At 68.5% G+C, this 26,074-nt stretch carries 26 protein-coding genes; 7 read left to right on the top strand and 19 right to left on the bottom strand.

Annotated elements, in window-relative coordinates; translation table 11 throughout:
* The first annotated feature begins 79 nt into the window (after positions 1–79).
* Both MLE18_RS09350 and MLE18_RS09355 read left to right on the top strand, forming a co-directional pair.
* Positions 80–1,486 (top strand): sigma-54-dependent transcriptional regulator, encoded by a 1,407-nt coding sequence (locus tag MLE18_RS09350; protein ID WP_243438529.1) that lies wholly within the window; start codon positions 80–82, stop codon positions 1,484–1,486.
* Between the two features lie 8 nt (positions 1,487–1,494).
* Positions 1,495–1,779 (top strand): Hpt domain-containing protein, encoded by a 285-nt coding sequence (locus MLE18_RS09355; protein ID WP_243438530.1) that lies wholly within the window; start codon positions 1,495–1,497, stop codon positions 1,777–1,779.
* 145 nt (positions 1,780–1,924) lie between these two features.
* Here the strand turns inward: MLE18_RS09355 and MLE18_RS09360 are convergent, their stop codons facing one another.
* The 7 genes from MLE18_RS09360 to MLE18_RS09390 form a co-directional block, all read right to left on the bottom strand.
* Entirely contained in the window at positions 1,925–2,572 is a 648-nt protein-coding gene (locus MLE18_RS09360) for a response regulator (RefSeq protein WP_243438531.1), read from the bottom strand.
* Positions 2,573–2,790: 218 nt separating this feature from the next.
* Complete coding sequence (locus MLE18_RS09365; protein ID WP_243438532.1) at positions 2,791–3,138, bottom strand: ferredoxin-thioredoxin reductase catalytic domain-containing protein; 348 nt, start codon at positions 3,136–3,138, stop codon at positions 2,791–2,793.
* Complete coding sequence (locus tag MLE18_RS09370; protein ID WP_243438533.1) at positions 3,138–3,389, bottom strand: glutaredoxin family protein; 252 nt, start codon at positions 3,387–3,389, stop codon at positions 3,138–3,140. Before MLE18_RS09370 ends, MLE18_RS09365 begins: the two co-directional genes overlap by 1 nt.
* Positions 3,386–4,186, bottom strand: a complete 801-nt coding sequence (locus MLE18_RS09375; RefSeq protein ID WP_243438534.1) for an amino acid ABC transporter permease — start codon at positions 4,184–4,186, stop codon at positions 3,386–3,388. The genes MLE18_RS09370 and MLE18_RS09375 overlap by 4 nt, the downstream gene beginning before the upstream one ends.
* 57 nt (positions 4,187–4,243) lie before the next feature.
* Positions 4,244–5,038: a transporter substrate-binding domain-containing protein gene (locus MLE18_RS09380; RefSeq protein ID WP_243438535.1), complete on the bottom strand. Its 795-nt coding sequence runs from the start codon at positions 5,036–5,038 to the stop codon at positions 4,244–4,246.
* 77 nt (positions 5,039–5,115) lie between these two features.
* On the bottom strand, positions 5,116–5,748 hold the full coding sequence (tmk, locus tag MLE18_RS09385) for a dTMP kinase (protein WP_243438536.1): 633 nt from the start codon (positions 5,746–5,748) through the stop codon (positions 5,116–5,118).
* A complete protein-coding gene (locus tag MLE18_RS09390) occupies positions 5,724–6,755 on the bottom strand; it encodes a 3'-5' exoribonuclease YhaM family protein (protein WP_243438537.1) in 1,032 nt (343 codons plus the stop codon). Before MLE18_RS09390 ends, tmk begins: the two co-directional genes overlap by 25 nt.
* A 113-nt stretch (positions 6,756–6,868) precedes the next feature.
* Here MLE18_RS09390 and surE point away from each other — a divergent pair, with 113 nt between their 5' ends.
* The 4 genes from surE (at position 6,869) to MLE18_RS09410 (ending at position 10,616) form a co-directional block, all read left to right on the top strand.
* A complete protein-coding gene (surE, locus tag MLE18_RS09395; RefSeq protein WP_243438538.1) occupies positions 6,869–7,621 on the top strand; it encodes a 5'/3'-nucleotidase SurE in 753 nt (250 codons plus the stop codon).
* Positions 7,622–7,700: 79 nt separating this feature from the next.
* A complete protein-coding gene (locus MLE18_RS09400) occupies positions 7,701–8,123 on the top strand; it encodes a response regulator (protein WP_243438539.1) in 423 nt (140 codons plus the stop codon).
* Between the two features lie 85 nt (positions 8,124–8,208).
* A complete protein-coding gene (locus tag MLE18_RS09405; RefSeq protein WP_243438540.1) occupies positions 8,209–8,634 on the top strand; it encodes a hypothetical protein in 426 nt (141 codons plus the stop codon).
* Between the two features lie 677 nt (positions 8,635–9,311).
* Positions 9,312–10,616 carry an SGNH/GDSL hydrolase family protein gene (locus MLE18_RS09410; RefSeq protein ID WP_243438541.1) on the top strand — a complete coding sequence of 435 codons (1,305 nt, stop codon included), beginning with the start codon at positions 9,312–9,314 and terminating at the stop codon, positions 10,614–10,616.
* Positions 10,617–10,856: 240 nt separating this feature from the next.
* Here the strand turns inward: MLE18_RS09410 and chrA are convergent, their stop codons facing one another.
* Both chrA and MLE18_RS09420 read right to left on the bottom strand, forming a co-directional pair.
* Positions 10,857–12,230 (bottom strand): chromate efflux transporter, encoded by a 1,374-nt coding sequence (gene chrA / locus MLE18_RS09415; RefSeq protein WP_243438542.1) that lies wholly within the window; start codon positions 12,228–12,230, stop codon positions 10,857–10,859.
* The gene (locus MLE18_RS09420) at positions 12,227–12,592 is read right to left on the bottom strand and encodes a PadR family transcriptional regulator (RefSeq protein WP_243438543.1); all 366 of its coding nucleotides are present in this window, start codon (positions 12,590–12,592) and stop codon (positions 12,227–12,229) included. The genes chrA and MLE18_RS09420 overlap by 4 nt, the downstream gene beginning before the upstream one ends.
* 92 nt (positions 12,593–12,684) lie before the next feature.
* On the opposite strand from MLE18_RS09420, the gene MLE18_RS09425 reads away from it, so the two are divergent.
* Positions 12,685–13,539, top strand: a complete 855-nt coding sequence (locus tag MLE18_RS09425; protein WP_243438544.1) for a fumarylacetoacetate hydrolase family protein — start codon at positions 12,685–12,687, stop codon at positions 13,537–13,539.
* Between the two features lie 7 nt (positions 13,540–13,546).
* Here the strand turns inward: MLE18_RS09425 and MLE18_RS09430 are convergent, their stop codons facing one another.
* The 10 genes from MLE18_RS09430 to MLE18_RS09475 all read right to left on the bottom strand — a co-directional run bounded on the left by MLE18_RS09430 (position 13,547) and on the right by MLE18_RS09475 (position 26,064).
* Positions 13,547–14,113: a molecular chaperone TorD family protein gene (locus MLE18_RS09430; RefSeq protein ID WP_243438545.1), complete on the bottom strand. Its 567-nt coding sequence runs from the start codon at positions 14,111–14,113 to the stop codon at positions 13,547–13,549.
* A 3-nt stretch (positions 14,114–14,116) separates the two neighbouring features.
* Positions 14,117–17,188 (bottom strand): molybdopterin dinucleotide binding domain-containing protein, encoded by a 3,072-nt coding sequence (locus MLE18_RS09435; protein ID WP_243438546.1) that lies wholly within the window; start codon positions 17,186–17,188, stop codon positions 14,117–14,119.
* Positions 17,185–18,255, bottom strand: coding sequence for an NrfD/PsrC family molybdoenzyme membrane anchor subunit (gene nrfD, locus MLE18_RS09440; protein ID WP_243438547.1), 1,071 nt, complete (start codon positions 18,253–18,255; stop codon positions 17,185–17,187). Before nrfD ends, MLE18_RS09435 begins: the two co-directional genes overlap by 4 nt.
* Positions 18,252–18,944, bottom strand: coding sequence for a 4Fe-4S dicluster domain-containing protein (locus MLE18_RS09445; protein WP_243438548.1), 693 nt, complete (start codon positions 18,942–18,944; stop codon positions 18,252–18,254). Before MLE18_RS09445 ends, nrfD begins: the two co-directional genes overlap by 4 nt.
* Positions 18,945–19,178: 234 nt before the next feature.
* Positions 19,179–20,576, bottom strand: coding sequence for a DegQ family serine endoprotease (locus MLE18_RS09450; protein ID WP_243438549.1), 1,398 nt, complete (start codon positions 20,574–20,576; stop codon positions 19,179–19,181).
* A gap of 92 nt (positions 20,577–20,668) precedes the next feature.
* Positions 20,669–22,051: a HAMP domain-containing sensor histidine kinase gene (locus MLE18_RS09455; protein ID WP_243438550.1), complete on the bottom strand. Its 1,383-nt coding sequence runs from the start codon at positions 22,049–22,051 to the stop codon at positions 20,669–20,671.
* A complete protein-coding gene (locus tag MLE18_RS09460) occupies positions 22,029–22,715 on the bottom strand; it encodes a response regulator transcription factor (protein ID WP_243438551.1) in 687 nt (228 codons plus the stop codon). The genes MLE18_RS09455 and MLE18_RS09460 overlap by 23 nt, the downstream gene beginning before the upstream one ends.
* Before the next feature lie 3 nt (positions 22,716–22,718).
* Positions 22,719–24,143, bottom strand: a complete 1,425-nt coding sequence (locus tag MLE18_RS09465; protein WP_243438552.1) for a UTP--glucose-1-phosphate uridylyltransferase — start codon at positions 24,141–24,143, stop codon at positions 22,719–22,721.
* 85 nt (positions 24,144–24,228) lie between these two features.
* Positions 24,229–25,116: a DMT family transporter gene (locus MLE18_RS09470; protein ID WP_243438553.1), complete on the bottom strand. Its 888-nt coding sequence runs from the start codon at positions 25,114–25,116 to the stop codon at positions 24,229–24,231.
* 93 nt (positions 25,117–25,209) lie between these two features.
* A complete protein-coding gene (locus MLE18_RS09475) occupies positions 25,210–26,064 on the bottom strand; it encodes an AraC family transcriptional regulator (protein WP_243438554.1) in 855 nt (284 codons plus the stop codon).
* Between the last annotated feature and the right edge of the window lie 10 nt (positions 26,065–26,074).

Here is a 26,074-nt window from a genome sequence, read left to right on the forward strand (position 1 = left end):
CAATTGATTGGGATTCCAAAGGGCGAAGCCCTTTGGCCGCCGGAGGCCTCCCCATGCAACCCCCCATCACCCACCTGACATGAAAACACTCCTCGTGATCGACGACGAACCCGGCCATCGCCTCATGGTGCGGGCCGTGATGGAGGACGCGGGCTGGCGCGTGCTGGAAGCCCCCTCCGCCGAGAAGGGCCTGGAGCTGCTCTGCGGGGCTGGAGGCTCGGGCGACGCCAAGGAGCGCCCCGGGGTGGTCCTCCTGGACATGCGCATGCCCGGAATGGACGGCATGGAGGCCCTTGCGGCCATCGGCTCCTGCGCGCCGGTGCTGCCAGTTGTGATGCTCACGGCCTACGGCACGGTGGGCTCCGCCGTGGAGGCCATGAAGCGCGGGGCCTACGACTATCTCACCAAACCCGCCGACAACGAGGAGCTGCGCGCCGTGCTGGAGCGCGCCCACGAGTACGGCCGCCTGCTGGGCGAGAACACCGAGCTGCGCCGCAAGGTGGGCGAGAAGGACGCGGCCTCGCGGCTGATCGGCTCCAGCCGGGCCATGCGCAACCTGCGCGAGCTGGCCGGCCAGGTGGGGCCGGCCGAGGCCACGGTGCTCATCCTGGGCGAGTCCGGCACCGGCAAGGAGCTGGTGGCGGAGCTGATCCATTCCCAGAGCCCGCGCCGCGACAACGCGCTCATCAAGGTCAACTGCGCGGCCCTGCCCGGCGAGCTGCTTGAAAGCGAGCTGTTCGGCTACTCCAAGGGCGCGTTCACCGGGGCCGTCAAGGACAAGCCCGGCCGCTTCCAACTGGCCCACGGCGGCACCATCTTCCTGGACGAAGTGGGCGAGCTGCCCCTGGCCGTGCAGGCCAAACTGCTGCGCGCCCTGCAGGAGCGCGTGGTGGAGCCTCTCGGCTCGGTGCGGCCGGTGCCCACGGACGTGCGGATCCTGGCGGCCACCAACCGCGACCTGCGCGCCGAGGTGGCCAAGGGCGCCTTCCGGGAGGACCTCTATTTCCGGCTGGCCGTGCTCGAAATCTCCATCCCGCCCCTGCGAGAACGCCTGGAGGATCTGCCCGAGCTGGTGGCCCACCTGCTGGCCAAGCTGGGCGAGCGCAACCGCAAGAGCGTGCGCAGCGTGAGCCCGGCCTTTCTGGAGCTGCTGGGGCGTTACGCCTGGCCGGGCAACGTGCGCGAGCTGGAGAACGTGCTGGAGCGCGCCCTGATCCTGACCCGCTCCGACGTGCTCACCCCCGAGACCCTGCCCCCGCACCTGCTCGAGGCCACTCAGGCCTCTTCGGCGGTGTCCGCGGCCGTCCTCCCCGCTTCGCAGGCTGCCGCGCCCGCCCCGGCCAGCTTCGAGGAGGCCGAGCGCGCCATCCTGCTCGGCGCGCTGGAGGCCAACGAGGGCCACCGGGAGCGCACCGCCGAGGCTCTGGGCATCAGCAGGCGCACGCTGCAGTACAAGCTCAAGAAGTACGGGCTGGCCAAGCGATGAGCCCGCGGGTGGACATCAACCGCGTGCCCCAGGCGCTTCGCCCGTTGCTGCCGGAGTTCGTCGCCTCCGGCAGGGAGACGCTGGCCCGCGTGCGGGAGGCCGTGGCCGCCGGGGAATGGGAGGCCGCGCGCAAGGCCGCGCACGCGCTCAAGGGATCGTGCCAGCTCTTCCAGCTGCGGGAGCTGGGCGAGGCCGCCAGGCTGGCGGAGGAGGCCCTGCTGCGCGGGGAGGGGGCCAGGGAGGAGCTGAGGGAGTTCGAGGAACTGCTGGAGGCGGTCGCCAGCGGGAAGTGATTTGCGGAACGCTTCCGCCGCGAAAGTGCAGGTATGAAGCGGCGCATGGAGCGGGAAACGCGAAGCGGAGCGGGAGTCCAGAGGGCCGAAGGCAGGACTTCGTCCTTTGGCCGCCGGAGGCGTTCCCTCCGGGACTGGTGCGGGGTTATTCGTCGTCGGTGAGCCCGTTCTCCACGCAGAACGCGGCCAGCTCCAGCGAGCTGCGCAGCCCGAGCTTCTTCTTCAGGTTGGTCTTGTGCTTTTCCACGGTCTTCACGCTGACGAAGATGGCGTCGGCCACGTCCTTGTTGGTCATGCCCTTGGCCGCCAGCTTGAGCACCTGGCGCTCCCGCTTGGAGAGGCGCTCCAGCGGGGCGTTGTTCTTATTCCCCATGCGGCATACCTGGGCCAGCATGGAGGATACCTCACGCGAGAAATAGGTCTGCCCCTGGGCCACGGCCTTGATTGCGGCGAACAGCTCCTCGCTGGGGCTGTGCTTGAACATGTAGCCGTCCACCCCGGCCTGCACGGCGGTGGTCAGGTAGGACTCCTTCCCGTGGCCCGTCAGAGCCAGGATGCGCATGCGCGGGAAGCGGCGCTTGATCTCGGTGATGGCTTCGACCCCGTCCATGCGCGGCAGGGAGAGGTCCATGATGACCACGTCGGGGTTGGCGGTCTGGGCCTGGCGCACGGCGGCATGTCCGTCAACGGCCTCTCCGACAACCTCGAAACCGGGGTTGGAGGTGATCAGAGCCTTGAGACCCTTGCGGACTATCTCCATATCCTCGGCTATGACCAGCCTGATCTGCTTCATGGATGCCAACCATCCCGGCTTTACACGATTGCGAATAATAAAAAAAACGTAACAAAGATCGCCTGGGAGTCAATAAAAACCGCACCGGGCCGGTTGTGTGAAGATATTTTCCGGTCGGAAAGCCTCCTGCGCAGCCTCACATGTTGCGCCGGCGCTGACGGAGAAGCGGATGCGGCGGCCCCCCGGCCTGACCAGGAGCCTTGCCCGGAAGACGGGGATCACTCCAGGCCGAGCCCGGCCAGCACCTTCTCGGGGGGGCGGCGCTCCGGCACCACCTGGTGGGGGATAGTGCCGTCGATCCAGCGCTGATCGACATAGAGGCCGCAAAAGCAGGACCCGTACTCGGCCACGTCCGGCTCCCTGTAGGCGCAGGGGCAGACGATGTCCTTGTCCATCTCGTAGTTGCCGCTGGCCAGACGGCAGGGGCAGGCCATGTGCCCGTAGCGCTCCTTGTTGACCAGGAGCATCTCCATCAGGTCCATGGTCATGGAGGTGTCCGGGTTGAACTGGTAGCCTTTCTTGGCCTGAATGGGTCCGAGCATGTTGAAGAGCTGCTTGGCGTCCATCACTCCTCCAGGGCCTGGGTGATCTCGGCTTTGTCGAAGCCGACGATGACCTTCTGGTTCACGATGACGGTGGGGAACGACAACGTGGGATTGACCTTCTTTATCTCGTCGATGACCTGCTTGCGCTCGTCGCCGGTGAGCTTGTCAACGTAGACGCACTCGTACTCCTGGCCGCGCTCATCGAGGAATTCCTTGCAATGCTTGCAGTGGATGCATGTGGATAAGGCGAAAACCTTAACGTCCTTGCTCATGTGGCCGCTCCTTTCTGTTTGTCCGCCGAAGGCTTTCTTGGAGCGGACTGGTAGGTTATCCGCCTTTCCAAGTGGTAGGTCAAGATGCTCAGGGGGTAGGTCAGCAGCAGGTAGAAGGCGGCCAGGGGCAGGTAGGCCTCGAAGGTCTTGTAGGTTGCGGCGTTGACCATCTCCGCGCCCTTGGTCAGCTCGCGCACGGCGATGACCGAGAGCAGGGACGAATCCTTGATGAGCGACACGAACTGGCCCGTCACCGGGGCGATGATGCGGCGCATGGCCTGGGGGAAGATCACGTGGCGCAGGGTCTGGCCGTGGCTCAGGCCCGAAGAGCGCGCCGCCTCCCATTGGCCCTGGCCTATGGACTCGATGCCCGCGCGCACCATCTCCGTGATGTAGGCCCCGGCGAAGAAGGCCAGGGTGGCCATGCCGGTCAGGAAGGGGCTGTCCACGTGGATGACCACGGCCAGGCAGAAGTAGAAGATGTAGATCTGGGTGAGCAGCGGAGTGCCCCGGAAGGCCCAGACGTAGATGGTGGCCAGCTCGCGCAGCCAGATGTTCTCCGACACGCGGGCCAGACCGCCCAGGAGCCCGATGGCCAGCCCCAGCGCGATGGCCCCGCAGGAGACGGCCACCGTGTTCACGAAGCCCTGCCAGTACACGGCGCGGTACTGCCAGACCACGCCCCAGTTCCAGGTGTAGTCGATTGTGGAGAGCAGCCCGGCCAGCGACGCCGTGAAGAAGGCGACGATGATCAGGCGGACGTAAAAGGGGCGGATGGTTTTTGGGTCGCGGGTCATGGCGAGGAAGTCCCCGGCCGGCCGGGCAAAGGGCCGGCCGGGACGCGTAAGGCGTTGTTAGAACAGCTCGCCCAGGTGGGCCTTGCGGATTTCTTCCATGCGGCCGTTGGCCTTGTTCACGCTGATGAACATCTGCAGCCAGTTCCAGAGGTCGAAGTCGCCCTTGCGCATGGCGATGCAGTAGGGCTCGTAGGTGAAGGGCGTGAGCAGGGCCTTGGTGCTCTCCGGGTTCTGGCGGGCGTGCTTGGCCACGGAGATCTGGTCGTAGAAGAAGGCGTCGGCGCGGCCGTTGACCACCTCCTGCACGCAGGCTGTCTCGTCCTTGTAGCGGTTGATCTGGGCCTTGGGGAAGCGGGCGGTGGCCACGGAATCCGCCGTGGTGCCGGTCTTCACGGCGATGACGCGGCCGGTGGCGTTGAGCTGGTCGGCCTTGGTCAGGTCGCCCGCGCGCTTGCTGGAGAGCAGGGCGCACAGGCCGGTGGTGAAGTAGGCGTCCGTGAAGGTGATGGATTTGGCGCGCTCAAGCGTCCCCGTGATGCCCGAGATGATCAGGTCGATCTTTCCGGACTGCAGCGCGGGGATGAGCCCGGTCCACTCCATGTCCTTGATTTCGAGCTCCACGCCCATGTCCTTGGCGATCTGGCGGGCCACGTCCACGTCCAGGCCCACGGGCTGGCCTTTCTCGTCGGTGTATTCGAAGGGCCAGAACTTGAGCTCCATGCCCACGACGAGCTTGCCCTTGGCCACGATCTCGGCCAGCTGGCTCTTCTTGCTGATGTCGAAGGGGGTCTGGGCCAGGGAGGCCTGGGCGCCAAGCAGAAGTATGGCGAACAGAAGCAGGATTTTGCGCATCGTGGATTCCTCCGGGAATGGATGGTAGGCAACACCTAGCCTGAAAGGCCGTTGTGAGGAAAGAGTTTTTTAATTCTTCAGGACAGATGCGCTTCGAGCGCCGCGCGGACTCTGGCGAACACGTCCTCCGGGCTTCCGGCGGCGTGCACCACGGCGAAGCGCCCGGGCTCGCGCCGGGCCAGTTCCAGAAAACCCTCGCGCACCCGCTGGTGAAAGTCCAGCTCCAGGGCCTCGAAGCGGCCTTCGCTCTGGCTCGCCCCAACCGCCTGGTTGCGCCCCCTGGCCCTGGTCAGCCCCGTCTCGGGGGGCAGGTCCAGCAGGATGGTCGCGTGCGGGGCCAGCCCACCCGTGGCCATCCGGCCCAGGGCCACGAGGCGCTCCACGTCCAGGCCGCGCCCGAAGCCCTGATAGGCCACGGTGGAGTCGTGGTAGCGGTCGCAGAGCACGTCGCGCCCGGCGTCCAGGGCCGGGCGGATCACCTCGGCCACGTGCTGGGCGCGGTCGGCCAGGTACATGAACAGCTCCGCGGTGCTGTCCAGGTGGGTGTTGCGGGCGTCCAGCAGGATGCGGCGCAGCTCCAGGCCCAGGGCGCAGCCCCCGGGCTGGCGCGTCACAAGGGCTTCGCGGCCCAGGGAGGCAAGCCATTGCCGGACGAGTCCGATCTGGGTGGACTTGCCCGAACCCTCTACGCCTTCGAAAGTAACGAACACTGTGCCGGTCCTTTTTCCTGGGTCTTCTTGGCGGGCGGGGTCTCGGGGCGCACGCGCAGGGGGTTGAACACGTAGCGGTCCAGCCCGCGCACGTAGCCCACCACGCCGGTCTTCTCGGGGTCATCCACCACCTGGCTGAACTGCTGCACTTTGGCGTCGATGTTGTCCGCGAAGTGAAGGATCATGGCCTCGGGCGTCATGGGCGCGCGCGGGGAGCCGTACTCCAGTTCGCCGTGGTGGCTGACCAGCATGTGCCTGAAATGCAGCACCAGGCCCGGCTCCAGGTCCTTGGCCTTGCGCAGGAAGGGCTCCAGCACGGACATGCCCAGCATGATGTGCCCGAGCATCTGGCCCTCGTCGGTGTAGTCGCGGGTCAGCCCGGCGGTCAGCTCCCAGGCCTTGCCCAGGTCGTGGAAGGCGGCCGAGGCCAGCAGGGTGTCGCGGTCCAGGGCCGGGTAGAGCTGGCAGAGCGCCAGCGTGACCTTGCAGACGGAAAGCGTGTGCTCCAGCAGGCCGCCCCGGTAGGCGTGGTGCATGGCCTTGGCCCCGGGCGCCGCCAGGAGCTTCTCGCGGATCTCCGGGTCCGCCAGCACCTTGCGGCAGAAGCGCCGCCAGGGGGCGTGGCCGATGTTGGCGGCCAGCAGCTCCTCCAGGGCGGTGAGCAGGCTCTCGGGCTTCTCGGCGCTCTGAGGCAGGAACAGGCCGTGGTCCACCCCCTCGGGGGAGGAGCCCAGCAGCTCCAGGCCGTCCAGGTTGAGCTGGGGCTGGTCCCGGAAGGTGTTCACCACGCCGGAGGCCAGCACGAACTGCCCGGCGGCGATGTCCTCGAAGGCCCCGGCCGCGGGGGACCAGAGCTTGGCCTCGATGGTGCCGGTGGCGTCCTGGAGCTTGAGGCTCCAGAACGGGCCGTTGCGGGCCTGCCCCTTGGAGGCCTGGGCCAGCAGGAAACACTCGTTCACCTGGGCGCCAACCGCCAGGTCACGGACGAAGATGCGTTTTTCGCTCACGGCTTGCCAGCCCCTCGGGTGTCATCTAATGTGGATTCAAGCGGCGCAAAGAGTTACAGATTTCAAGAGGCGGGGCAAGTGCCCCTGTGCCGCACCCGAAGGCGCATAATTCCATGAAGATCCTGCTCACCAACGACGACGGCATCCAGGCCACGGGCCTGCGCTCCATCTACCACGCACTCAAACGCGCCGGGCACGACGTGCACGTGGTGGCCCCCGTGACCGAGATGAGCGCCGTGGGGCACGCCGTCACCCTGGCGGCCCCGCTGCGCGTGAAAATCTTCGACGAGGCGGATTTCTACGGCCAGGGCGTCTCCGGCACCCCGGCGGACTGCGTGAAGCTCGGGCTGACAACGCTCATGGACTCCGTGCCGGACCTGGTGGTCTCCGGCATCAACGCCGGGGCCAACGTAGGCGTGGACATCCTCTATTCCGGCACGGTCTCCGCCGCCACCGAGGGCGCGCTCATGGGCTTCCCGGCGCTGGCCATCTCCTACGACAGCTTCGACCCGCGCGACCTGGCCGGGCAGGCCGACTACGCCGCCGCGCTGGCCGCCAGGGTGGACTGGGCCGCGCTGCCCCGCAACTGCGTGCTCAACCTGAACTTCCCGCACCTGCCCATGAACCGGGTCAAGGGCCTCAAGGTCTGCCCGCAGACCCGCGCCGCCTACCACGACTGGTACGAGGAGCGCGAGGACCCGCGCGGCAGGAAGTACTACTGGCTCACGGGCGTGATCCCCAAGGACAAGGTCTCCCCGGAGAAGGACAGGGCCCTGCTGACCGAGGGCTACATCACGCTGACGCCCCTGCGTTTCGACTTCACCGACCACGCGAGCATGGAACTGTTGCGTGGGCTGGCTTTCTGAGTATACTAGCACCGGTTTTTTCGTTGCGCGCTGTGTGGAAAAATGACAGGTATCGCGTAAACCAATACCGGACGCCGCCATGCTGCACATACTCGCCGTGGACGACGACGAGGTCACCCAGTTCCACCTGACCCAGCTGCTCATGCCTTTGGGCAAGGTGCGCATCGCCAGCTCAGGCCTGGACGCCCTGGAATGCGTCCGCACCGCCCTGGACAAGGGCAAGCCCTACGACCTGATACTCATGGATGTGAAGATGCCCGGCCTCGACGGGCTGACCACCGTGCGCGAGATCGTGGGCCTGTTCAACAAGCTGCGCCTGCCCCTGGAAGAACGCCCCAAGATCATCATGCTCTCCGCAGTGGACGAGCCCGACACCCGTATCGACGCGCTCTACGCCTGCGGCGCGGACGCTTACCTGGTCAAGCCCCTGGAGGAGGATTCACTGCGCGCCGCCCTGCGCGAGCTCAAGATCCCCCCGCACGATTCTCCCGGCGAACCCTGATTTTTTGCCTGCCCGCTTGCGATGACCGCTGTGGCGCGCTACAGAGGGTGCATCGGCCCATCATCCATCCAAAGGAGTCAACGCGATGAGAATCCTTCTCCTGCTCGTGTTGCTGGTCGGCCTGGCGGGCATCGCCCAGGCCCAGGGCGGCAAGGTGTACCAGTGCGTGAGGCCCGACGGCACGGTCGTCTGCACCACCAGGGACACCTCCGGTGACCCCAGCGTCACCTGCAACTACGAATGTCCGGACTGCAACATGGTTTGCGCCGCCCGCCTGCATCTTACCAACGAGGACGGTACCCTGCGCCCGGTGATGCCCCCGCCCGTGGAGGATGGGAAAGGCCCCATCAAGTCTCCCAACGGGAAGGAGACTCCCGAATACTGCCAGCAGCAGTACCAGAAGTGCCTGAGCGCCTGCTCCAAGAATCCGATGAACAAATCCCGCTACGACATGGAGTCCTGCCAGGCCAGCTGCAAGAGCTGGTACTCCGGCTGCGGCACCAACAACTAGACGCCGAAGACGAGGACCGGGGAGGGCCATGCCCTCCCCGGACCCCACCCGCGAAAGGGGCTTCGCCCCTCCCGACTCCCTTTCGGCTTCGCGTCGATCGGAGAGAGCTGTTTCCCGGATGTGCGCCGTGGTCCGTGTTGCCTTCCGGGTGACCCTGCCGGGACGGCGCATGACGATATTCTTCCGATATGTCGGCGTGCGCCGTCCCGGCAGGGCCACCCGGAAGGCTCAAAGCACAATAATTCAATAGTCTATTTGGGGTTCCAAGGGGACGAAGTCCCCTTGGCCGCCGGAGGCGCTCGCCGGACCGCGCGGCAAGGCGACCCGGTTGCGCAACAGGATGACTCGCTGTAGTTTCCCCGGCGATATGGCAACGCCTCACGCCGCCGCTCCCCACAGGAAAATCGCCTGGGCCACAGCCCTGATCTTTCTCATTTTTCTATACGCCGAGGGCGCTTGCCGCCTGCTGGACCACATCCAGGCGGGCGGACGCGGATCGCCAGAGGACGCGGTGGGAATCCGGCACGAGCTCCTCGGCACCCGCCTGAATCCCGGGGCGGCCACACCCTCGGTCACGATCAATTCGCTCGGATTCCGGGGGCCGGAAATCCTGCCGTCGCGGACGCCGGGCCGCCCCAGGATCGCCTGCCTCGGCAGCTCCTTCACCTTCGGACAGAATGCCGCCTTGGGACGCCACCGCCTACCCCGGCGCCCTGGCGGAGCTGCTCGGCGCCGCCACGGGCGGGCAGGTGGAGGTGATCAACGCGGGGGTCCCGGCTCATACAAGCCTCCAGTTCCTGCTGCGGCTCCAGGAGGAGATCATCCCGCTCTCGCCGGACCTCGTCCTGCTGGGAGACGGGTTCGACAACATTCTCCTCGCCGCGAGCCTGGCGCAGCATCCCTGGCTGGATCTGCCCGAGCGCCGCGATCTGGCGGACGCCGCGCACAGGCTGTACCTCCTGGACGAACTGACCACGCCGCTTCTGCGGCTCTCCTCGGTCCGCAAGCTGCGGGACGCCTCCCGGAGGCTCTTTCCCGGGCCTGTCTGGCACGCGCCCGCATCTGCCGAGGCGATGTGGCGCTACGGGCTGGAGAAATACGTGGCGCACACGTCCCTGACCGTCGAGACCCTGCTGCGCGCGGGGATCATGCCGGTACTGGTGAACTTCCCGGTGCTTCAGGCCAGGGGGAGCATTTTCAATCTGTCGGCCGACAAAGTGGCCATGCTCGAATTCATCCGCGGCGAGCTGAACGATGCGAACAGGGCGCTCGCCAGCCGCTCCGGTGTTCCGCTTGTGGACGCCTCCGCCGAGATGGCGGGATACCTCGCCGACCCATGCGGGCAGTTCGCCCTGTTCAGCGATTACATCCACTTCTCCAACCAGGGGTACGTCCAACTGGCCGACGTCCTTGCGCGGGGAATTCTCGCGAATCCCGCCTGCCGCCAGGCCCTCGGCATCACGAGAACCCCGGACGCCGGCTCCATGGAAGCCCGCTACCGCGAGGTGCGGCGGGCCATAGCCTCCATCGCCCCCGCATCGGGGTTCGTCACCCGCCCCGCACGGTCCGACGCGGCGAAGCCGTCGTTCGCGAACGTGAAGCCGGGCGATGCGGACCAGAAAGGGTGGCGGCCCTACGAGGCCAAGGATGCGGCGCTGCCCGCGACCATCGGCATGGCCCCCCCGGAAGGCGGATGGTCCGGCGGCTGTCTGCTGTTCTATCCCCGTGGCTCCTCGCCCCAGGGCCGGGTGGAGGTGCGCGCCGTGGACGGCGAGGGTTCGTTCCGGCCGCTGGCGGTTTACAGCCCGGCCACCCGAGCGGGAGCATGGACCAACGTGGGGGACCGGCACTTGATCGACCTCCCCGAGGAGGTTCGCGGCCAGCGGATCGAGGTCGTCCTGATTGGGGACGGCGTGCAGGTCTGGGGCGACGCCGGGGGCGTTCTCTTCGAGCCTGACGCCGTCGGCAAGCTCGACCCGTGACCCGCGCGGTGGCAGGCCGAGAAGCGATGCGGGGTTCCAAGGGGTTGAAGTCCCCTGGGCCACCGAAGGCGCTGCCTTTGTCTCGGCTCCAGGCGTGGCCTCTCCAAGGCCGAACTGCCCGCTGTATTTGAAGAACATCCGCCAGTTCGGCCCTGGAGAGGCCGCGCCTGGACCCGCTACGGCTCACAGCGTCCGCAACGCGGCAAACATGCAAGGCGCTCTCTCCCCGGAAATTACCGCCTAGAACAGCAGCAGCGCCGCGACCCCTCCCGCGATCACCACCACGAGCATGTCCACCTTCAGGGCCAGGGCCGCCACGGCGACCGCGCCCAGCAGCACTCGGGCCGGGCTCCAGTGCGTGGCCAGGGCGAACATGCCCGCCGTGTAGCCAAGCAGCCCCACGAAGCAGCAGTTGACGCCCATGCTGGCCCGCTGGAAGCGCACCGAAGCCTTGAGACGCTCATGGTAGGGGTCGGCCAGCATGAGCAGCACGAAGGAGGGCGAGAACATGGCCAGCGTGGCCGCCACCGCCCCGGGCAGCCCGAAGAGCATGTAGCCCAGGAATGTGGAGGTGATGCTGATGGGTCCAGGCGTCACCTGGCCCAGGGCGATGCCGTCCATGAAGGTCTTGGCGTCCATCCAGCCGCGCACGTCCACGATCTCGTGGAGCATCAGCGGCAGGGAGGAGAACCCGCCGTTGAAGGCCACCACGTTGATGCGCAGCATCAGCTCCGTGAGGCTGAACAGCCTGGGGTCCAGCAGGTGGAGCAGGCCGAGTCCGGCCAGCAGGGCCGCGCAATAGGCCAGCATGGGCCTGACGTGGGAGGGCGCGGGCGCGCTCCCGACTTGCGGCAGGGCTGCGGGAGGCGAATCGCAGAAGACGACCATCCCGGCCAGGGCAAAGGCCACGATGATGCCGAAGGGGTTCACCCCGTAGGCCAGCAGGGCGCAGGCCAGCCCGGCCAGCAGCCAGTGCCGGGCGGTGCCAAGCAGGGCGCGGCCGAATCCGGCGCAGGCCACGGCCAGGATGGCCATGACCACGATCTGCAAGCCCTGGAACAGGGCCTGGAAGCTCTCCAGCGAGCGCGTGGCCCCGTAGGTGGCTGCCAGGCCGAGCATCATGAAGAAGGCCGGGAGCCCAAGCCCCACGTAGGCGGCCACGGCCCCGCGCAACCCGCCCGCCTTGAGACCCACGTAGGCGCCCATCTGCATGGCCGTGGCCCCGGGCAGGGACTGGCACAGGGTAAGCCCCTCCCGGAAGGTTCGCTCCGAAAGCCAATTGTTGCGCGTAACGGCCATGTCCCTGATAATGGCGATTATCGCCGGGCCGCCGAAGGCGGTGAGGCCCAGGCGCAGGAAGGCCCGGAAGATCTGTCCGGTTGTGCAGGGCCGGAGTTCGAAGCCCGGTTCTGGCCCCGGTTCGGGCTCTGCTCCGATCCCGGCCGCGCCCGCTGGCCCTGTCCCAGGGCCAGCTATCGGGCCAGTCCCAGGGTCAACCCCGGGCTCGGCCATGAACGTGGCGTCCGGCATGGACCCGGTTGCGGCCCCCGTCTTCGGCCCCTCATTCGGCCCGGCCTCGGGCGGCAAGCCTGGCTGCACGGTTGGCGGGCTCACTGCTTTGCTCCGGCTTCGTCGGGCTCCGGCGGGGAGAGGCGTTCATAGGCCTCCAGGAACACCGACAGGATGCGCATGCGCGTCTCGATGTCGCCCTTCCAGAATGCCAGCCGCTCCCAGCCCAGCGGCGTCAGGCGGTAGACCTTGCGGGGCGGTCCGGACTGGCCCGTGTCCCAGCCGGAGGCGATCTCGCCGTCGCGCTCCAGCTTCTGCAAGGCGCGGTACACGGCCCCGGTGTCGGCCTTGAACACCGGGAGCTTGTGCAGCAGGGCGTCGTGTACGGCGGCCCCGTGGCTGGGGGCCTCGGCCAGGGCCAGGAGCACGAAGGCGTTGAGGTGCCTGTATTGCTTGCGTTTTTCCATGGGAGCCTCGCATACTGTTTTTAACAGTATAGTGCTATGAACAGTGTAATGTCAAAAACAGAATGCGGCCCGGGCCGCAAGGAGGATACGTCATGCGTCTGGCCATGATCAGCCGGGAGGGCCGCACGGGCCTGGCACTGTGCAAGGATGGGGAAATGCGGGCGTTCTTCGAGGGCGACCAGGACTATCCCGGCAATCTGGAGGAGCTGCTGGCCACCGGGGCGGACCTGCGGGCCGTGGGCGCGCTGCTGGAGAAGGCCCCGGTGGTGGACGAATCAGGTGTGCGCTGGCTGCCGCCGGTGCGGCGGCCCGGCAAGATCGTCTGCGTGGGGCTCAACTACCGCGACCACTCCAAGGAGACCGGCTACGACATGCCGGACTACCCCACACTGTTCCTGCGCTTCACCACCACGCTGGTGGGGCATGGCGAGCCCATCGTGCGCCCTGCCGTCTCCACCCAACTGGACTACGAGGGCGAGCTGGCCGTGGTGATCGGCCGCAAGGGGCACGCCATACCCAAGGAGGTGGCCCTGGAGCACGTGGCCGGGTACTCGCTGTTCAACGACGCCTCCATCAGGGACTACCAGTTCCGCACCCCGCAGTGGACCGTGGGCAAGAATTTCGACGGCACCGGCCCCTTCGGCCCGTGGCTGGTCACGCCGGAGGAGCTGCCGCCGGGCTGCGCGGGGCTGGGCATCCAGACTCGGCTCAACGGCAAGGTGATGCAGAAGGCCTCCATCGACGACATGATGTTCGACGTGGCCTCCCTGGTCTCCATCATCAGCGAGGTGGCCACCCTGGAGCCGGGCGACGTGATCGTCACCGGGACCCCGGCGGGCATCGGCTTCGCGCGCGACCCCAAGGTGTTCATGGCCCCGGGGGACGTCTGCGAGGTGGAGGTGGAGGGCGTGGGCGTGCTCAGGAACGGCGTGGCCGACGCGGTATAGCGGGGGATCAGCCAGGGAGCGGCGCGGCCAGCCTCTGCAGCAGCGCAGCCAGGGCACGGTAGAGGGGGGAGCGCCCGGCCTCGCCCAGGCGCAGACCGTAGGCCCCGGCCCAGGGGGCGATGCGTTCGGCGTGGAAGGCCCGGGCCGTGGCATGCAGGGCTGCCGCGCCTGCCGCATCATCGTCGGCGCAGCGCAGCAGGGCGCTCACGAAGGCAAGCTCGAAGCCGAGGTGGTCAGGGTGGGGGATGGCCCGCCAGAGCGGGTCCATGTCCAGGCGGGCCGGTTCGAACCCTGCGGCCTCGTAGGCCTGCCGCGCACTCCAGGCGGCCTCCCCGCCCAGGCGGCCCTCCCGAAAGACGGACTCCAGGGGCGGCAGGTAGCGCCCGGAGCGCGGCGAGAAGAACAGGTCGCTCCAGTCCTCCAGGGCCAGGGGCAGGGCGTCCGGCTCCAGCATGGGCTCGGCCAGGCAGGGCAGGGCGAGGCTGGCGGCCTCCAGCAGCCCGTGGCTCGGGCGCTTAAGCAGCAGGGCCGCGCCCGCGTCGAACAGCCGGGCCAGCCCGGCGGCGTCCTCCATCTCCTACAGCTTCACGATGCGCGCGGGCAGGGCGTTGCGGGCGTTGGCCCCCACCGCGATGTCGCCGAGCGTGGAGAAGCCCTTGCGGAAGGGGTCCTTGAGGCCAAGCAGGTTGGAGGCCGCGCCCGCGCCGCGCAGGGGGCTGGCGGGCAGGGTCTTGGCCCCGAAGCTCATTTCCTTGGCTCCCAGCGCCCAGTGCCCGTAGCCGTGCTCCACCGCCACCACGCCCTCCATCACGCCCCGGCGCACGGTGACGCGCGCTTCCACGGAGCCGTCCGGGGTCTCCAGGCGCACCCTGTCGCCCGTGCGCAGGCCCAGGCGGGCGGCGTCGGCCTCGCACACGGCCACCTCGCTCTCGGGCCGGATGGCGTGCAGCCGCTTGGAACCCACGGCACCGGCGGCCATCAGCTGGGACTTGGTGGAGACGATGGAGAAGGGCCACTTCTCCTCGGGGTAGACGGCGCGCACCGGGGTGCCCTCGCAGAAGGCCGGTTCGATCCAGGCGGCCGTGCCCTTGAGGCGCTTGCCGGTCATGGAGTTGATGGCGCGGGACACGTTCTCGTTCCAGATCTGGACGGGCTTCTCCCACCTGGAGGCCAGCAGTTCGCCCTGCCAGCCCTTCTCCACCGGCTCGAAGCGCCCGCCCCGGCAGTACACGCTGGCGGCCTTGGCCGCCTCCTCCGGGGTGAGCACGCGGGCCAGGCTCTCGGCCAGCTTGGACACGCCGCTGGCGTCCATGTCCTCCTGGGCGGCGTCGGCCACGGGCTTGCCGTCGAAGGCCATGTTGGCCACGGCGCGGTGGTACCAGTCCTCCGGCCGCTCCAGGGGGTGCTTGCCGCCCTGGGCGTCGGCGATGGCTTCAGGGCCGAAGCCGGGCAGCCCCAGGCGCTTGGCCAGGGTGATCAGGAAGCTCTCCATGCATACGGGGTCGCCCGCAGGCGTGCGGGCCACGGGGGACTTCACACAGGGCCAGGCCACGCTGGAGACCTTTGAGAGCGGCCCGGCCCAGGGCGTGGCGCAGCCGAAACCCTCGTACAGGGCCACGTCGGGCACCACGTAATCGCACAGGGCGGCCGTCTCGGTCATGAAGGCGTCCACGCAGACCATCAGCGGGATGCGCTTGGGGTCCTTGATCTGCCCGGCGCTGGTGTTCATCAGCCCGGCCTGCCCGTAGACCGGGTTGCTGGCCCAGAAGAGCATGGCCTTGAGCGGGTAGGGGTAGGCGCTCAGCGCCGAGGGCAGGTACTCCGACTGCACGGAGTTGGAGAACGGGTACCAGGGGGCCCTGGCCGGGTAGGGCTTGGCGCCTGACTCCACCAGCCGCTTGAACTCGCTGGTCTTCTCGTAGGGGAAGCCCTGGCGGGAGAGGCGCACTCCCCCCGGCTTGGCCTTGCCCGGGAAGTCGGCCAGGTTGTAGCGCGGGCCGGGGCCGAAATCCTTGTACTTGCCGCCGCCCACGCCCGTGCCGCCCTTGCGGTTCAGGTTGCCCGCCAGGGCGTTGAGCAGGGCCACGGCGTAGGCGGTGTAGAATCCGCCCGCGTGCATGGTGCCGCCGTGGCAGTCGGCCACGGCGGTGCGCCCGTTGGCCGCGAACTCGTCGGCCAGGCGCACGATGTCCGCCTGGGGCACGCCGCAGGCCTTGGCGTATTCGGCCAGCGTCTTGGACTGGGCCTCCTCCAGGAGCAGCTGCAGCGCGGTCTTCACCGCCACGGTGCGGGCCGGGGTGGCCACGGAGCCGCTGAAGAAGATGGAGCAGGGGCCTTGGGCCTGATCGTGGGCCACCATGTCGCCCGTGGCCACGTCGCGGGCCAGCAGGGCGTTCTCGGCGGCCTCGGGGCTCAGCTCGCGGGCGCGCAGGAACTGGCCGAAGTCCTTGGCGGCGGGATCGGCCACCACCAGATGCGCGGCGTTGGTCCAGGCGGCCTCGCCCGCGTTTTTGGCGGCCAGCGGCCCGGCGCATGCCAGGTGCCCGGCCTGGTAGCCGCGCGTCTCCAGGATGCGGCGGATCATGCCCATGACCAGCGCGCCGTCCGTGCCCGGGCGCACCGGCACCCATTCGGTGCGCTCGCCGCAGCAGGCGTTGTCGGAGTTGGTGAGCACCGGGTCCACCACCACCAGCCTCGGGCCGCCCTCGGCGCGGGCGCGGGCCGCGTGGGCAGCCTGGTACATGAAGGGGTTGCCCGCGTTGGCAGGGGCCGAGCCCACGGAGAGGTAGAAGGTGCAGTTGGCGTAGTCGGGCTTGAGGTGCGGATACTCCTGGAAGTCGCCCAGCATGGCCGCGTAGCCCGCGCGCATGGTCAGCCCGCAGTTGCCCTGGTGGTTGGCGATGTTGATGGTGCCGAAGGAGCCCGCGGCGAAGCGCTGGAAGAACTGCATGCGCCCGTTGGCGTAGCCGAAGATGCAGGCCAGCTGGTTGGCGCGGCTGCCCAGTTCCGGGGAGGCCGGGTCGATGGGCTTGCCGTCCAGCAGGGCGGCCAGGCCCTCCACCTGGCCTTCGCCGAAGAGGTCGCCGCCCGCGGAGATTTCCTCCACCAGGCGCTCCAGGGTGATGGGCTCCCACTTGCCGGAGCCGCGCGGCCCCAAGCGCTTGAGCGGGGTGAGCACGCGGTAGGGGTCCTTGAGCTTGTCCAGCACGGCGTTGCCCCGGCCGCAGGCCGTGGCCCGCTGCGAAAGCCCCGAGCCCTGGTGGGCGGAGAGGGCGCGCACGGTGTCGGCCAGGGATGCCTCGTAGGGCGCGGGGGGCTGGGCGGCCAGGGGGTGGTAGGGGTTGCCGGAGACGCGCAAAACGCTCCCGAAGACATTGTCCATGCGCACGCGCACCCCGCAGATGGAGGTGCAGCCCAGGCAGATGCTGCCCGCCAGATACTGCTGGCGGTTGAAGGTCACTTCGCCGGTGGCCTTGTCCACCGTGGCCTCGGGTTCCAGGTGCGGCCAGTTGTTACGTTGCTTGGCCGGGTCAGACTGGACCGGATATAAAAGCATGGCCCGGAGCGTGGGCTTGTAGCCCGAGGCGAACACGGAGAGCGCGGCCCCAGCGCCAAGGCCCTTGAGGACGGTGCGGCGGTCGATGCTCATGCGGGGTCTCCGTGGGCGGTTTGGGCGTCGGCGGGGGCTTCGGGCTGGGCCGGGGCGGCGGGCGCGTCAGTCGCGGCCTGAGTTTTGGGTGCGGCGGGCTCAGTCTTTGCCGGGCGGCTCATGACCATGGAGGCGATGAACATGAGCGCCACGAACAGCGCGGGCTGGGCCAGCACGCCCAGGATGTCCGTGTGCCCCAGCAGATGCGGCTCGCCCTGGGCGCGGCCCAGCGCGGCGGACTGCCCCAGCAGCAGGATGCCCAGGCGCGCGCCCAGGCCACCGGCCAGCGCCAGCAGGCAGGCCCAGGTCAGCGGGCCGGAGAGGGATTTGGGCCTGTCCAGGAAGAGCGCCCCGGCCAGCAGCAGGGCCAGGGCCGAGCCGCCCAGCAGGGCCGAACCCCAGGGCCAGCCGGGCGCATCAGGCCAGGAGCCCAGCAGGCCCCACACGGCCAGCGCCCCGCCGGAGCCCAGCGCGCCAAGGGCGGCGGCCAGCCGCACGATCAGGGACTGCGCCGCCGCGCCGCCGTGGGCCAGGTCCAGCCAGAGGGCCAGCCCAAGGCCGCAAGGCAGCGCCGAGGCGAGCAGCACCGCCGAGGCGTACGGGTTGGCCCAGAGGGGCACTCCGGCGGCCCGGGCGATCTCGAACCAAGTGTAGGCCAGCACGCCGAGCGCGGCCAGCAGGCCCAGGCCCGCAACTGCTTTCTTCGGCACGGGCAGGGTGCGCTTGAGCCCCACGCAGCCCAGGGCCCCGGCCAGCACGAACAGGCTGATGGCCGCCACGCCCCAGGAGAGCGGGGAGCTCGGGGTGAAGTGCGGGATCAGGGTGTAGAACTTGTGGGGGCTAAGCATCTCAGCGATGAGGTTCAGCGGGGCGCAAAGGCCCAGGCCCGTGGCGGCCAGCAGGCCCCAGGCACCGAGCCCGCGCAGCCTCTCTGAGTTGGCGGCCCTGGCGGCCAGCCCGGCCAGCATGGCCCAGGCGCCGGCCTGGATCATCAGCAGGTACAGGGCTGCGTGCATCTCCCACACGGGCTGGTGCCGGAAGGCGGTGAGTTCGATCAGCGTGCTCATCGGAAGGTCTCCTCGGTCACGCGGCGCTCGCGTGCGACGGCCGGGTCGGCCTGCGGCAGGGCCATGCCCTCGGGCAGGCCGATGTAGAACACCTGGGGCTTGGCCCCGGCCTGGGGCGCGAGCGTCACGGCCTTGTGCTCCGCCAGGAGGCGGGCCGCTGCGCTGGCGGGGTCGTTCACATCGCCCACGGTGCGGGCCTTGCCGATGCAGGTCTCCACGCAGGCAGGCAGCAGCCCGGCGTCCAGGCGGTGGACGCACAGGGAGCACTTGTCCGCCGAGCGCGTTTCGCGGTTGAGGAAGCGGGCCGAGTAGGGGCAGTTGAGAACGCAGTAGCCGCAGCCCACGCAGCGCTGGGCGTCAACCAGCACCAGTCCGTCGGCGCGGCGGAAGGTGGCCTTGGCCGGGCAGCCGGGCACGCAGGGCGGGTTGTCGCAGTGGTTGCAGAGCGCGGGCAGCAGGATCTTGCGCGGCCTGCCTTGCTCCAGGGTCTCGAAATCGCTTACCGAAGTGCGGAATTCGCCAAGGGGGGTGCCGTTCTCCATGGCGCAGGCCACGGTGCAGGCCTGGCAGCCCACGCAGCGCCGCAGGTCAACGACCATGACCCAGCGTTGGGGCGGCGGCGGGGGCGGCGCGGCCTCGCGCTTCTTGCCGCCGAATGAGAAAAACTCCAGGAAGTCCCGGCGCTCCATGGGCTGCTCCGTCTGGTAATTGTTCGAGTTTGTTGACTATTCAGTGCGGAAAGCCAGCGCATGAAACTAGCAGATGGTTCGGGGGATTGCAAACGCGCCGGTTCGGAAGCCTGGGCAGGCCCCGAAAAACAACAGCCCCCCATGACGGGGGGCTGATGCGGGGTGCGAGGCAGGCGGCTCCGGGGGGCTGGGGCCGGAGCCGCGCGAGGGGATCAATTCATGCCGGGCAGTGCTCTATTGCACCGGGATGGAGCGGAACACCGGCTGCCCCTGGCGCTTGATGAGCACCAGGACCGCGCCGTTGGCCTTGCCTTCCTTGTTCACGATCTGGGCCACGTCGGCCACGCTGCCCACCGGGCGCTGGTTCACTTCCACCAGCACGTCCCCCCGGCGGATGCCCACCTCGGCGGCAGGGGAGCCCGGGGCCACGTTGACCACCAGCAGCCCGTCCACGGGGCGGCCGTTGCGCGGGTCCACGTTGGAGAGGGACATGCCCAGCGTGCTGGATTCGTCGCCCTGGTCCTGCTCTTCGGCCTTGCCGAGCTTCTTGGGGTCGCGCTCGGTGAGCGTGACCTTCACGGTCTTGGTCTGGCCCTTGCGCAGCACGGTGGCGGACACGGTGTCGCCGGGGGCCATGGTGCCGATGCGCGCGGTGAGCTCGTGGGAGTCGGTGACGGCCTGGCCGTTGACCTCGGTGATCACGTCGCCGGAGACGATGCCCGCCTTCTCGGCCGGGCTGCCCGGGCTCACCTGGCTGACCAGCGCGCCGTGGGTGGAGGACAGGCCCAGGGCCTTGGCGGTGTTCTCGTCGATGGACTGGATGGTCACGCCCATCATGCCGCGGCGCACCTTGCCCTTGCTCTTGAGCTGGGCCACCACCTCCTTGGCGATGTTGGAGGGGATGGCGAAGCCGATGCCCTGGCCCGAGGAGACGATGGCCGTGTTGATGCCGATGACCTCGCCGTCCAGGTTGAGGAGCGGGCCGCCGGAGTTGCCCGGGTTGATGGAGGCGTCGGTCTGGATGAAGTCGTCGTAGGGGCCGGCGCCGATCACGCGGCCCTTGGCCGAGATGATGCCCGCCGTGACCGTGTGGGACAGGCCGAAGGGGTTGCCGATGGCCATGATCCAGTCGCCCACGCGCATTTTGGCGGAGTCGCCCAGCTTGAGGTAGGGCAGGCTGGAGCCGTTGTCGATCTTGATGAGCGCCAGGTCGGTCTCGGGGTCGGTGCCGATGACCTTGGCGGCGATGGTCTTCTCGCCCTTCTGGAGCTTCACGTTGATGCGGTCGGCCTTCTCCACCACATGGTTGTTGGTCAGGATGTAGCCGTCGGCCGAGATCAGGAAACCGGAACCCAGCGAGCGGCTGCGCTGCTGCTGTTGCGGGTCGCGGTTGAAGAACTGGTCGAACTGGTCGAAGAAGTCGTCAAAAGGAGTCCCGCGGGGGATGTTGCGTTGCGTGCGCGGCTGTTGCTGCTGCTTGGGGATGGTCTCGGTGAAGATGTTCACCACGGCCGGTCCGGCCTTTTCGGCCAGGTCGGCGAGCTTGGGCAGTTCGGCCAGGGCCTGGCCCACAGTGAACAGGACGAGAAGGGAGCAGGTGAGCGCGATGCGGATGAGCTTCGTCCTTAACATGGTCTTCTCCTGGTGTTGGGCGGTCTGCGCCCGTGATGGGAGCAATTAAATCACGTGAATGACAGAAATATTTCCCAAGGATGAACGGATGTTCATCCTGGCTGTGCCGCGGGGACGGTGAGGCTGATCCTGAGGCCGGGGGCGTTGTCGCCCAGCTCGAGCCTGCCTCCGTGCAGCCGGGCCACGGCCGCAACCAGCGAGAGGCCCAGGCCGGAGCCCGGGGTGTTGCGGCTCTGGTCCAGCCGGTAGAACCGGGAGAGCACGTGGGCGCGCTCGGCTTCGGGCACGCCCGGCCCGCTGTCCGCCACCGTGAGCACGGACTCGCCCTCCCCGGAGGCCACCTCCACGCGGATGGCCCCGCCCTCGGGCGTGTACTTCACGGCGTTGTCCAGCAGGTTGGCCACCGCCTGGGAGAGCAGGTGGCGGTTGCCCAGCACGTTCGCGCCCGTCTCCAGGTTGAGGGTCATGGTGATGGATTTGTCCTCGGCCAAAGGCTCGTACAGTTCGGTGGCGTCCTGCGCGAGCATGGCCAGGTCCAGCTGCTCGAAGGCGTCCCGCGCGGCCGCCGCCTCGGCCCGGGCGATGGTCAGCAGGGCGTTGAAGGTCGCGATGATGGCCTCGGCCTGGTCGATGGCGTCCTCGATGGCCTGGCGCTGGGCCGCGGGGTCGGGGTCCTCCAGGAGGGCCAGCTCCAGGCGGGAGCGCAGGCGCGTCAGGGGGCTGCGCAGGTCGTGGGCGATGTTGTCGCCCACCTGGCGCACGGCCACCACCAACTCGCCGATGCGGTCGAGCATGGCGTTGAGGTTCTGGGCCAGGCTGTCGAACTCGTCGCCGGAGCCGGTCAGGGGAATGCGCTGGGTGAAGGTGCCGCCCATGATCTTGCGGCTGGCGCGGTTGACGTCCTCCAGGCGGCGCAGAAGCTTGTTGCTCATCACCTGGCCCCAGACCAGGCCCATGAGCACCGTGCACAACAGGCCGATTGCCATGGCCCGGGCCATGACGGCCTGGGCGCGCAACACGTCGGAGAGCTCGCGCCCCACCAGCATGTGCACCTTGCCCATGAGCGTGACCACGAACACCCGCGCCTCCAGGGGGTGGGCCACGTCCTCGGCGGTCACGGAGATGGTGTGCCACTCCGGGAAGCCGCGCGGCTCGATGGATTTGGGCCACAGGCGCATGTTGCCCGCCAGGTAGTGGAACTCGCGGTCCACCAATAGGTAGATGTTGGCCTGGGAGGAGCCGCTTCGCTGGCGGCTGGAGATCTGCATGGAGAGCGCCGCCAGGCCGCGCTCGTCGTACTGCTCCACCAGCCCCCAGGTCTCGCTCTCGATGATCTCGTCGGTCTGGCGGATCATGAACGTCACCGCCGCCCAGTAGATGAAGCCGAAGACCACCGTGGCGGTGATGGCGAAGATGCCCACGTACCACAGGGCCAGGCGGAAACTGAACGACTTAAGGAGCTTCAGACGGATCACGCAGGATGTACCCCGCCCCCCTCACGGTGTGGATCAGGGGCTTGTCGAAATCCTTGTCGACCTTGCTGCGCAACCGGGAGACGTGCACGTCGATGACGTTGGTCTGGGGGTCGAAGGCGTAGTCCCAGACGCGCTCCAGCAGCATGGTCCGTGTGACCACCTGCCCGGCGTGGCGCATGAAGTACTCCAGCAGGGAGAACTCCTTGGGCTTGAGGTCGATGGGCTTGCCCGCGCGCTTCACGGTGCGGGCGGTCAGGTCCAGCTCCAGGTCGGCCACCTGGAGCACGGTGAGCATCTTTTCGGCGCGGCCGCGCCTGCCCAGGGACTCGATGCGGGCCATGAGCTCCGCGAAGGCGAAGGGCTTGGTCAGGTAGTCGTCGCCGCCGGCGCGCAGGCCCTCCACGCGGGCGTCCACGTCGGAGAGGGCCGAGAGCACCAGCACGGGGGTGGTGTCCCCTGCGGCGCGGATGGCCTTGAGGATGGAGAGGCCGTCCAGGTTGGGCAGCATCCTGTCCAGCACGATCACGTCATAGCCGCCCGCCGTGGCCCGGATCAGGCCCTCGCGCCCGTCGGCCACGTGGTCCACGGTGAGGCCCTGCTCCTTGAGGCCCTTCACCAGATAGGAGGCGGCTTGCGGGTCGTCTTCCACCAGAAGAACGCGCATGGCCTAGAACCTCACTTCCCCCGTGAGCGCCGTTCCGTCCGGGATGTGAACCTGGGCGCCCGAGGCGTTGATCACCGTGGCTGTGCCGCTGACGGTGACGTTTTTTCCGAAAACCACGTCTCCCTTGATGGTCAGGCAGGAACAATCCTTGAGCGAGGGCGCCCCGTGCGGGAAGCGGGCGCTGAAGTCGTCGATGCGCTTGTAGAAGTGGCCGTCCAGGTGCACCACGGGCATGGGTCCCTTGTGCGCGCTGGCTGGCACCACGGTCTTCTCCGGGCTGACCTCGTAGCAGTCGGACATGACCACCAGCAGGTCCGCCGTGGTCTTCACCGGGGCGAAGCGCGTGCGCGGCACCTTGATGGCCTGGGCGGACTCGAAGGCCGACACGGCCGAGCCCATGGCCGTCTCGATCTGGATCACCTCGGGGGACTTGTGGTCGCGCGGGTCCAGGGTCTTGGGGTTGAGGATCAGGTCCAGCGGCATCATGCCGTTGGCCACGAACACCTTCTCCATGGCGCGCAGGTCGATCCAGAGGGAGTTGGTGTTGAAGAAGCGGTGCTTGGTGATGTCCTGGAAGGCGTCCAGGTCCTTGTCGGGGCACTGGGCGATCTCGCGCAGCACCAGGCGGCCGTTGGAGCGCTGGCGGGCCAGGTGGCCGCCCTTGCGGTCCGAGGCGGTGCGACCGGCCACCTCCATGAGGAAGGGTGAGCCCTGGCTGACCATGTAGCCCAGGATGCGCTCGTCCATCACCGCGCCCAGGTTGTCCGAGTTGGAGATGAAGGCGTAGTGGAAACCCCGGTCCAGGAGCTTGCGCAGGATCTTGGAGGTCACCAGCGCGGTGTAGAGGTCGCCGTGGCCGGGCGGGTTCCATTCCAGCTCGGGGTTGCCGGGCCAGGTGGCGGGCGAGAGGTCCTTGTGCAGGATCTTGGGGTAGCGATGCTGCAGGAAGGCCAGGGGCAGGCTGGTGGTGCCGTTGTCGAAGCCCTCCACCTTGAGCATGGTGTCCAGGTGGGTCTTGAAGCTGTTCATGAACAACAGCGGAATGGGCTTGCCGTACTTCTCGCGCAGGGCGCGCATCTGGCCCAGGATCAGGTCCAGGAAGGTCATGGAGTCCTTCACCTGGATCAGGCTCTTGGCCTTCTCGAGCCCCATGGAGGTGCCCAGGCCGCCGTTGAGCTTGATGACCACGGTGTGGCCCATGGAATTGCGGCCCGTCTCGGCGTAGTCGGCCAGGGCCTCGTACTGGGGCACCTCGGCGTCGGTGAGCGGGAGCAGCTCGTCCTCTGGCAGCTTGCCCTGCGCGCCGTAGAGCAGCCGGGCGTAGTAGCATTTGAAGACGTTTATGACGATGGGGGGGATGCCCTGCTCCTCCATCTTCAGGCCGAAGGGGCGGAACATCTCGATCATCGCCGGATCGGCCGTTTTCATGCAATCAAGGATCATGCGCGTCCTCGCGGGTGCTGGGAGTGTAATTGCGTACCACTCCCACACATGCGTGAAATGGTTGGACGCGTCAAGCGGGCTGGGCGGATTCCTCCGTGTTTCGAGCGGGGCGGGAGGAGGCGTACACCGAGGCCAGGATCACCGCACCGCCCAGGGCCTGGCCCATGCTCACGGACTCACCCAGGGCCAGGTGCGCCCCGAACACCGCCACCACGGGCACGGCGTTGATGCACAGCGAGGCCGTGGGAGCCTCCACCCGCGACAGGGCGTAGTTGTAGGCCAGGAATGCGCCCACCGTGGCGAACAGGCCAAGCGCGCCCACGGCCAGCAGGCTGGCCAGGGGCACGGCATCCGGGCTGGGCGGGTTCGTCAGGAACATGGGCAGGAAGAAGATCGCGCCCCAGGCCATCTGCAAAGCCGTGAAGCCGAGCGGAGCGACGCTTGCGCTCAGACGCCCCGTGGCCACCATGTACACGGATGCCGAGGCCACGGCCCCGAGCATCAGGGCGTCGCCCGTGTTCACGGGGCCTCCGCCAACGCCCACCAGCATGGCGACCCCGGCCAGGGAGGCGGCCACGCCCGCCATGCTGCGCAGGCTCGGGCTTCGGCGCTCCACGACGGAGGAGAGGGCCAGGACCATCATGGGGATGGCCGCCGCGATGAGCGAGGCGTTGGTGGCCGTGGTCAGGCGCAGGGCCCAGGTCTCCAGGGCGAAATAGCAACCCGGGAAGACCACCGACACGGCCAGCACCTGGAGGTGCACCCGCAGGGGCAGGCGCAGCGATCCGCTGGCAAAGGCGGGCGGCAGGAGCAGCAGGCATGCCAGCCCGAAACGCAGGAACAGGATGGAGGAGGGGCTCAGGCCCTCCAGTGCGATCTTGGTGGCCGTGAAGGAAAGGCCCCAGAAGAGCACGGACGCCGCCAGGGCGGCGTAGGGGGCGTAGGAGGCGCGTGGCATGGGATACTCCGGGATGGGATTGTCGGGTCGCGGGAGGCGATACCCCGGAGCGGGGCGGGGATTCTTGGATGAAATTGCGCTGGGCGCTCCCGATTACGGCCTTGCCCCCAACAGATACTGCCTCGGCGTGGCCCCCATGTAGCGCCTGAACACCCTGTTCAGGTGGCTCTGGTCCACGAATCCGGCCTCCAGGGCGACCTGGGCGATGGGCTCGCCCCCGGCCAGCAGGCGCTTGGCCAGGTTCACGCGCAGCTGGTTCTGGAAGGCGTGCGGGGTCAGCCCGCGCGAGCGCCTGAACACCCGCAGCAGGTGGCTCGGGGTCAGGCCGGAGGCCTCGGCCAGCTCTTCCAGGCGGATGGTCTCCGCCGGGTCGCGGGAGATGGCCCGCACCACCGCGCTCACGGCCTCGCGCTCCGCCGTGGGCTCCCCCTCGCCCATGAAGTACGCTGGCGCGCGCAACAGCCTCGCAAGCGCCTCGCGCAGCAGGGCGAGCTTCTCGCCGGCCGCCGCTTCCCCTTCCAGTGCGCGGGCCAGGGCCGCGAAGGCCACGGCCGAACCCTGGTCGCTGACCACGGCCGGGCGCGCGGCCCCGTCCTTCAGGATGCTCCAGGCGGGGGGCGCGGCGGGCTCCCCGGCCAGCTCCAGGCGCAGGGCCTCGAACCAGACCGGGGCCAGGTAATACTTGCGGTAGTCCATGGCCTCGCCCGGCAGGGGATTGCAGGAGTGCGGCTCCTCCGCCGGGAAGAACACCGCCGAGCCCGGCCCGGCCGCCCGGGTCTCGCCCCGGCAGCTCAGGGCGTAGCTCCCCCCGCGCACCACGGCCACGGAGACCGTGTCGTGCGTGTGAACCCCGAAGGGCGCGCCCTGGATGAGCGAGCTGCGCCACTCCAGGAAGCCAAGCTCCGGGTCGCGCCGGAACACCGAGGCGCAGGGAGGGGTCTTGCGCATGGGCTGGGCC

Source organism: Fundidesulfovibrio soli (assembly GCF_022808695.1).
Lineage (GTDB): Bacteria > Desulfobacterota > Desulfovibrionia > Desulfovibrionales > Desulfovibrionaceae > Fundidesulfovibrio > Fundidesulfovibrio soli.

Coding starts and splice junctions, on each gene's coding strand:
- MLE18_RS09360 (WP_243438531.1), bottom strand. CDS start 2,572: ATGAAGCAGATCAGGCTGGTCATAGCCGAGGATATGGAGATAGTCCGC.
- MLE18_RS09410 (WP_243438541.1), top strand. CDS start 9,312: ATGCCGCCTTGGGACGCCACCGCCTACCCCGGCGCCCTGGCGGAGCTG.
- MLE18_RS09445 (WP_243438548.1), bottom strand. CDS start 18,944: ATGGAGCGCCGGGACTTCCTGGAGTTTTTCTCATTCGGCGGCAAGAAG.
- MLE18_RS09375 (WP_243438534.1), bottom strand. CDS start 4,186: ATGACCCGCGACCCAAAAACCATCCGCCCCTTTTACGTCCGCCTGATC.
- MLE18_RS09405 (WP_243438540.1), top strand. CDS start 8,209: ATGAGAATCCTTCTCCTGCTCGTGTTGCTGGTCGGCCTGGCGGGCATC.
- MLE18_RS09465 (WP_243438552.1), bottom strand. CDS start 24,143: ATGAAAACGGCCGATCCGGCGATGATCGAGATGTTCCGCCCCTTCGGC.
- surE (WP_243438538.1), top strand. CDS start 6,869: ATGAAGATCCTGCTCACCAACGACGACGGCATCCAGGCCACGGGCCTG.
- MLE18_RS09400 (WP_243438539.1), top strand. CDS start 7,701: ATGCTGCACATACTCGCCGTGGACGACGACGAGGTCACCCAGTTCCAC.
- MLE18_RS09470 (WP_243438553.1), bottom strand. CDS start 25,116: ATGCCACGCGCCTCCTACGCCCCCTACGCCGCCCTGGCGGCGTCCGTG.
- MLE18_RS09365 (WP_243438532.1), bottom strand. CDS start 3,138: ATGGACGCCAAGCAGCTCTTCAACATGCTCGGACCCATTCAGGCCAAG.
- MLE18_RS09370 (WP_243438533.1), bottom strand. CDS start 3,389: ATGAGCAAGGACGTTAAGGTTTTCGCCTTATCCACATGCATCCACTGC.
- MLE18_RS09475 (WP_243438554.1), bottom strand. CDS start 26,064: ATGCGCAAGACCCCTCCCTGCGCCTCGGTGTTCCGGCGCGACCCGGAG.
- MLE18_RS09350 (WP_243438529.1), top strand. CDS start 80: ATGAAAACACTCCTCGTGATCGACGACGAACCCGGCCATCGCCTCATG.
- MLE18_RS09425 (WP_243438544.1), top strand. CDS start 12,685: ATGCGTCTGGCCATGATCAGCCGGGAGGGCCGCACGGGCCTGGCACTG.
- MLE18_RS09460 (WP_243438551.1), bottom strand. CDS start 22,715: ATGCGCGTTCTTCTGGTGGAAGACGACCCGCAAGCCGCCTCCTATCTG.
- nrfD (WP_243438547.1), bottom strand. CDS start 18,255: ATGAGCACGCTGATCGAACTCACCGCCTTCCGGCACCAGCCCGTGTGG.
- MLE18_RS09430 (WP_243438545.1), bottom strand. CDS start 14,113: ATGGAGGACGCCGCCGGGCTGGCCCGGCTGTTCGACGCGGGCGCGGCC.
- MLE18_RS09420 (WP_243438543.1), bottom strand. CDS start 12,592: ATGGAAAAACGCAAGCAATACAGGCACCTCAACGCCTTCGTGCTCCTG.
- MLE18_RS09435 (WP_243438546.1), bottom strand. CDS start 17,188: ATGAGCATCGACCGCCGCACCGTCCTCAAGGGCCTTGGCGCTGGGGCC.
- MLE18_RS09380 (WP_243438535.1), bottom strand. CDS start 5,038: ATGCGCAAAATCCTGCTTCTGTTCGCCATACTTCTGCTTGGCGCCCAG.
- MLE18_RS09450 (WP_243438549.1), bottom strand. CDS start 20,576: ATGTTAAGGACGAAGCTCATCCGCATCGCGCTCACCTGCTCCCTTCTC.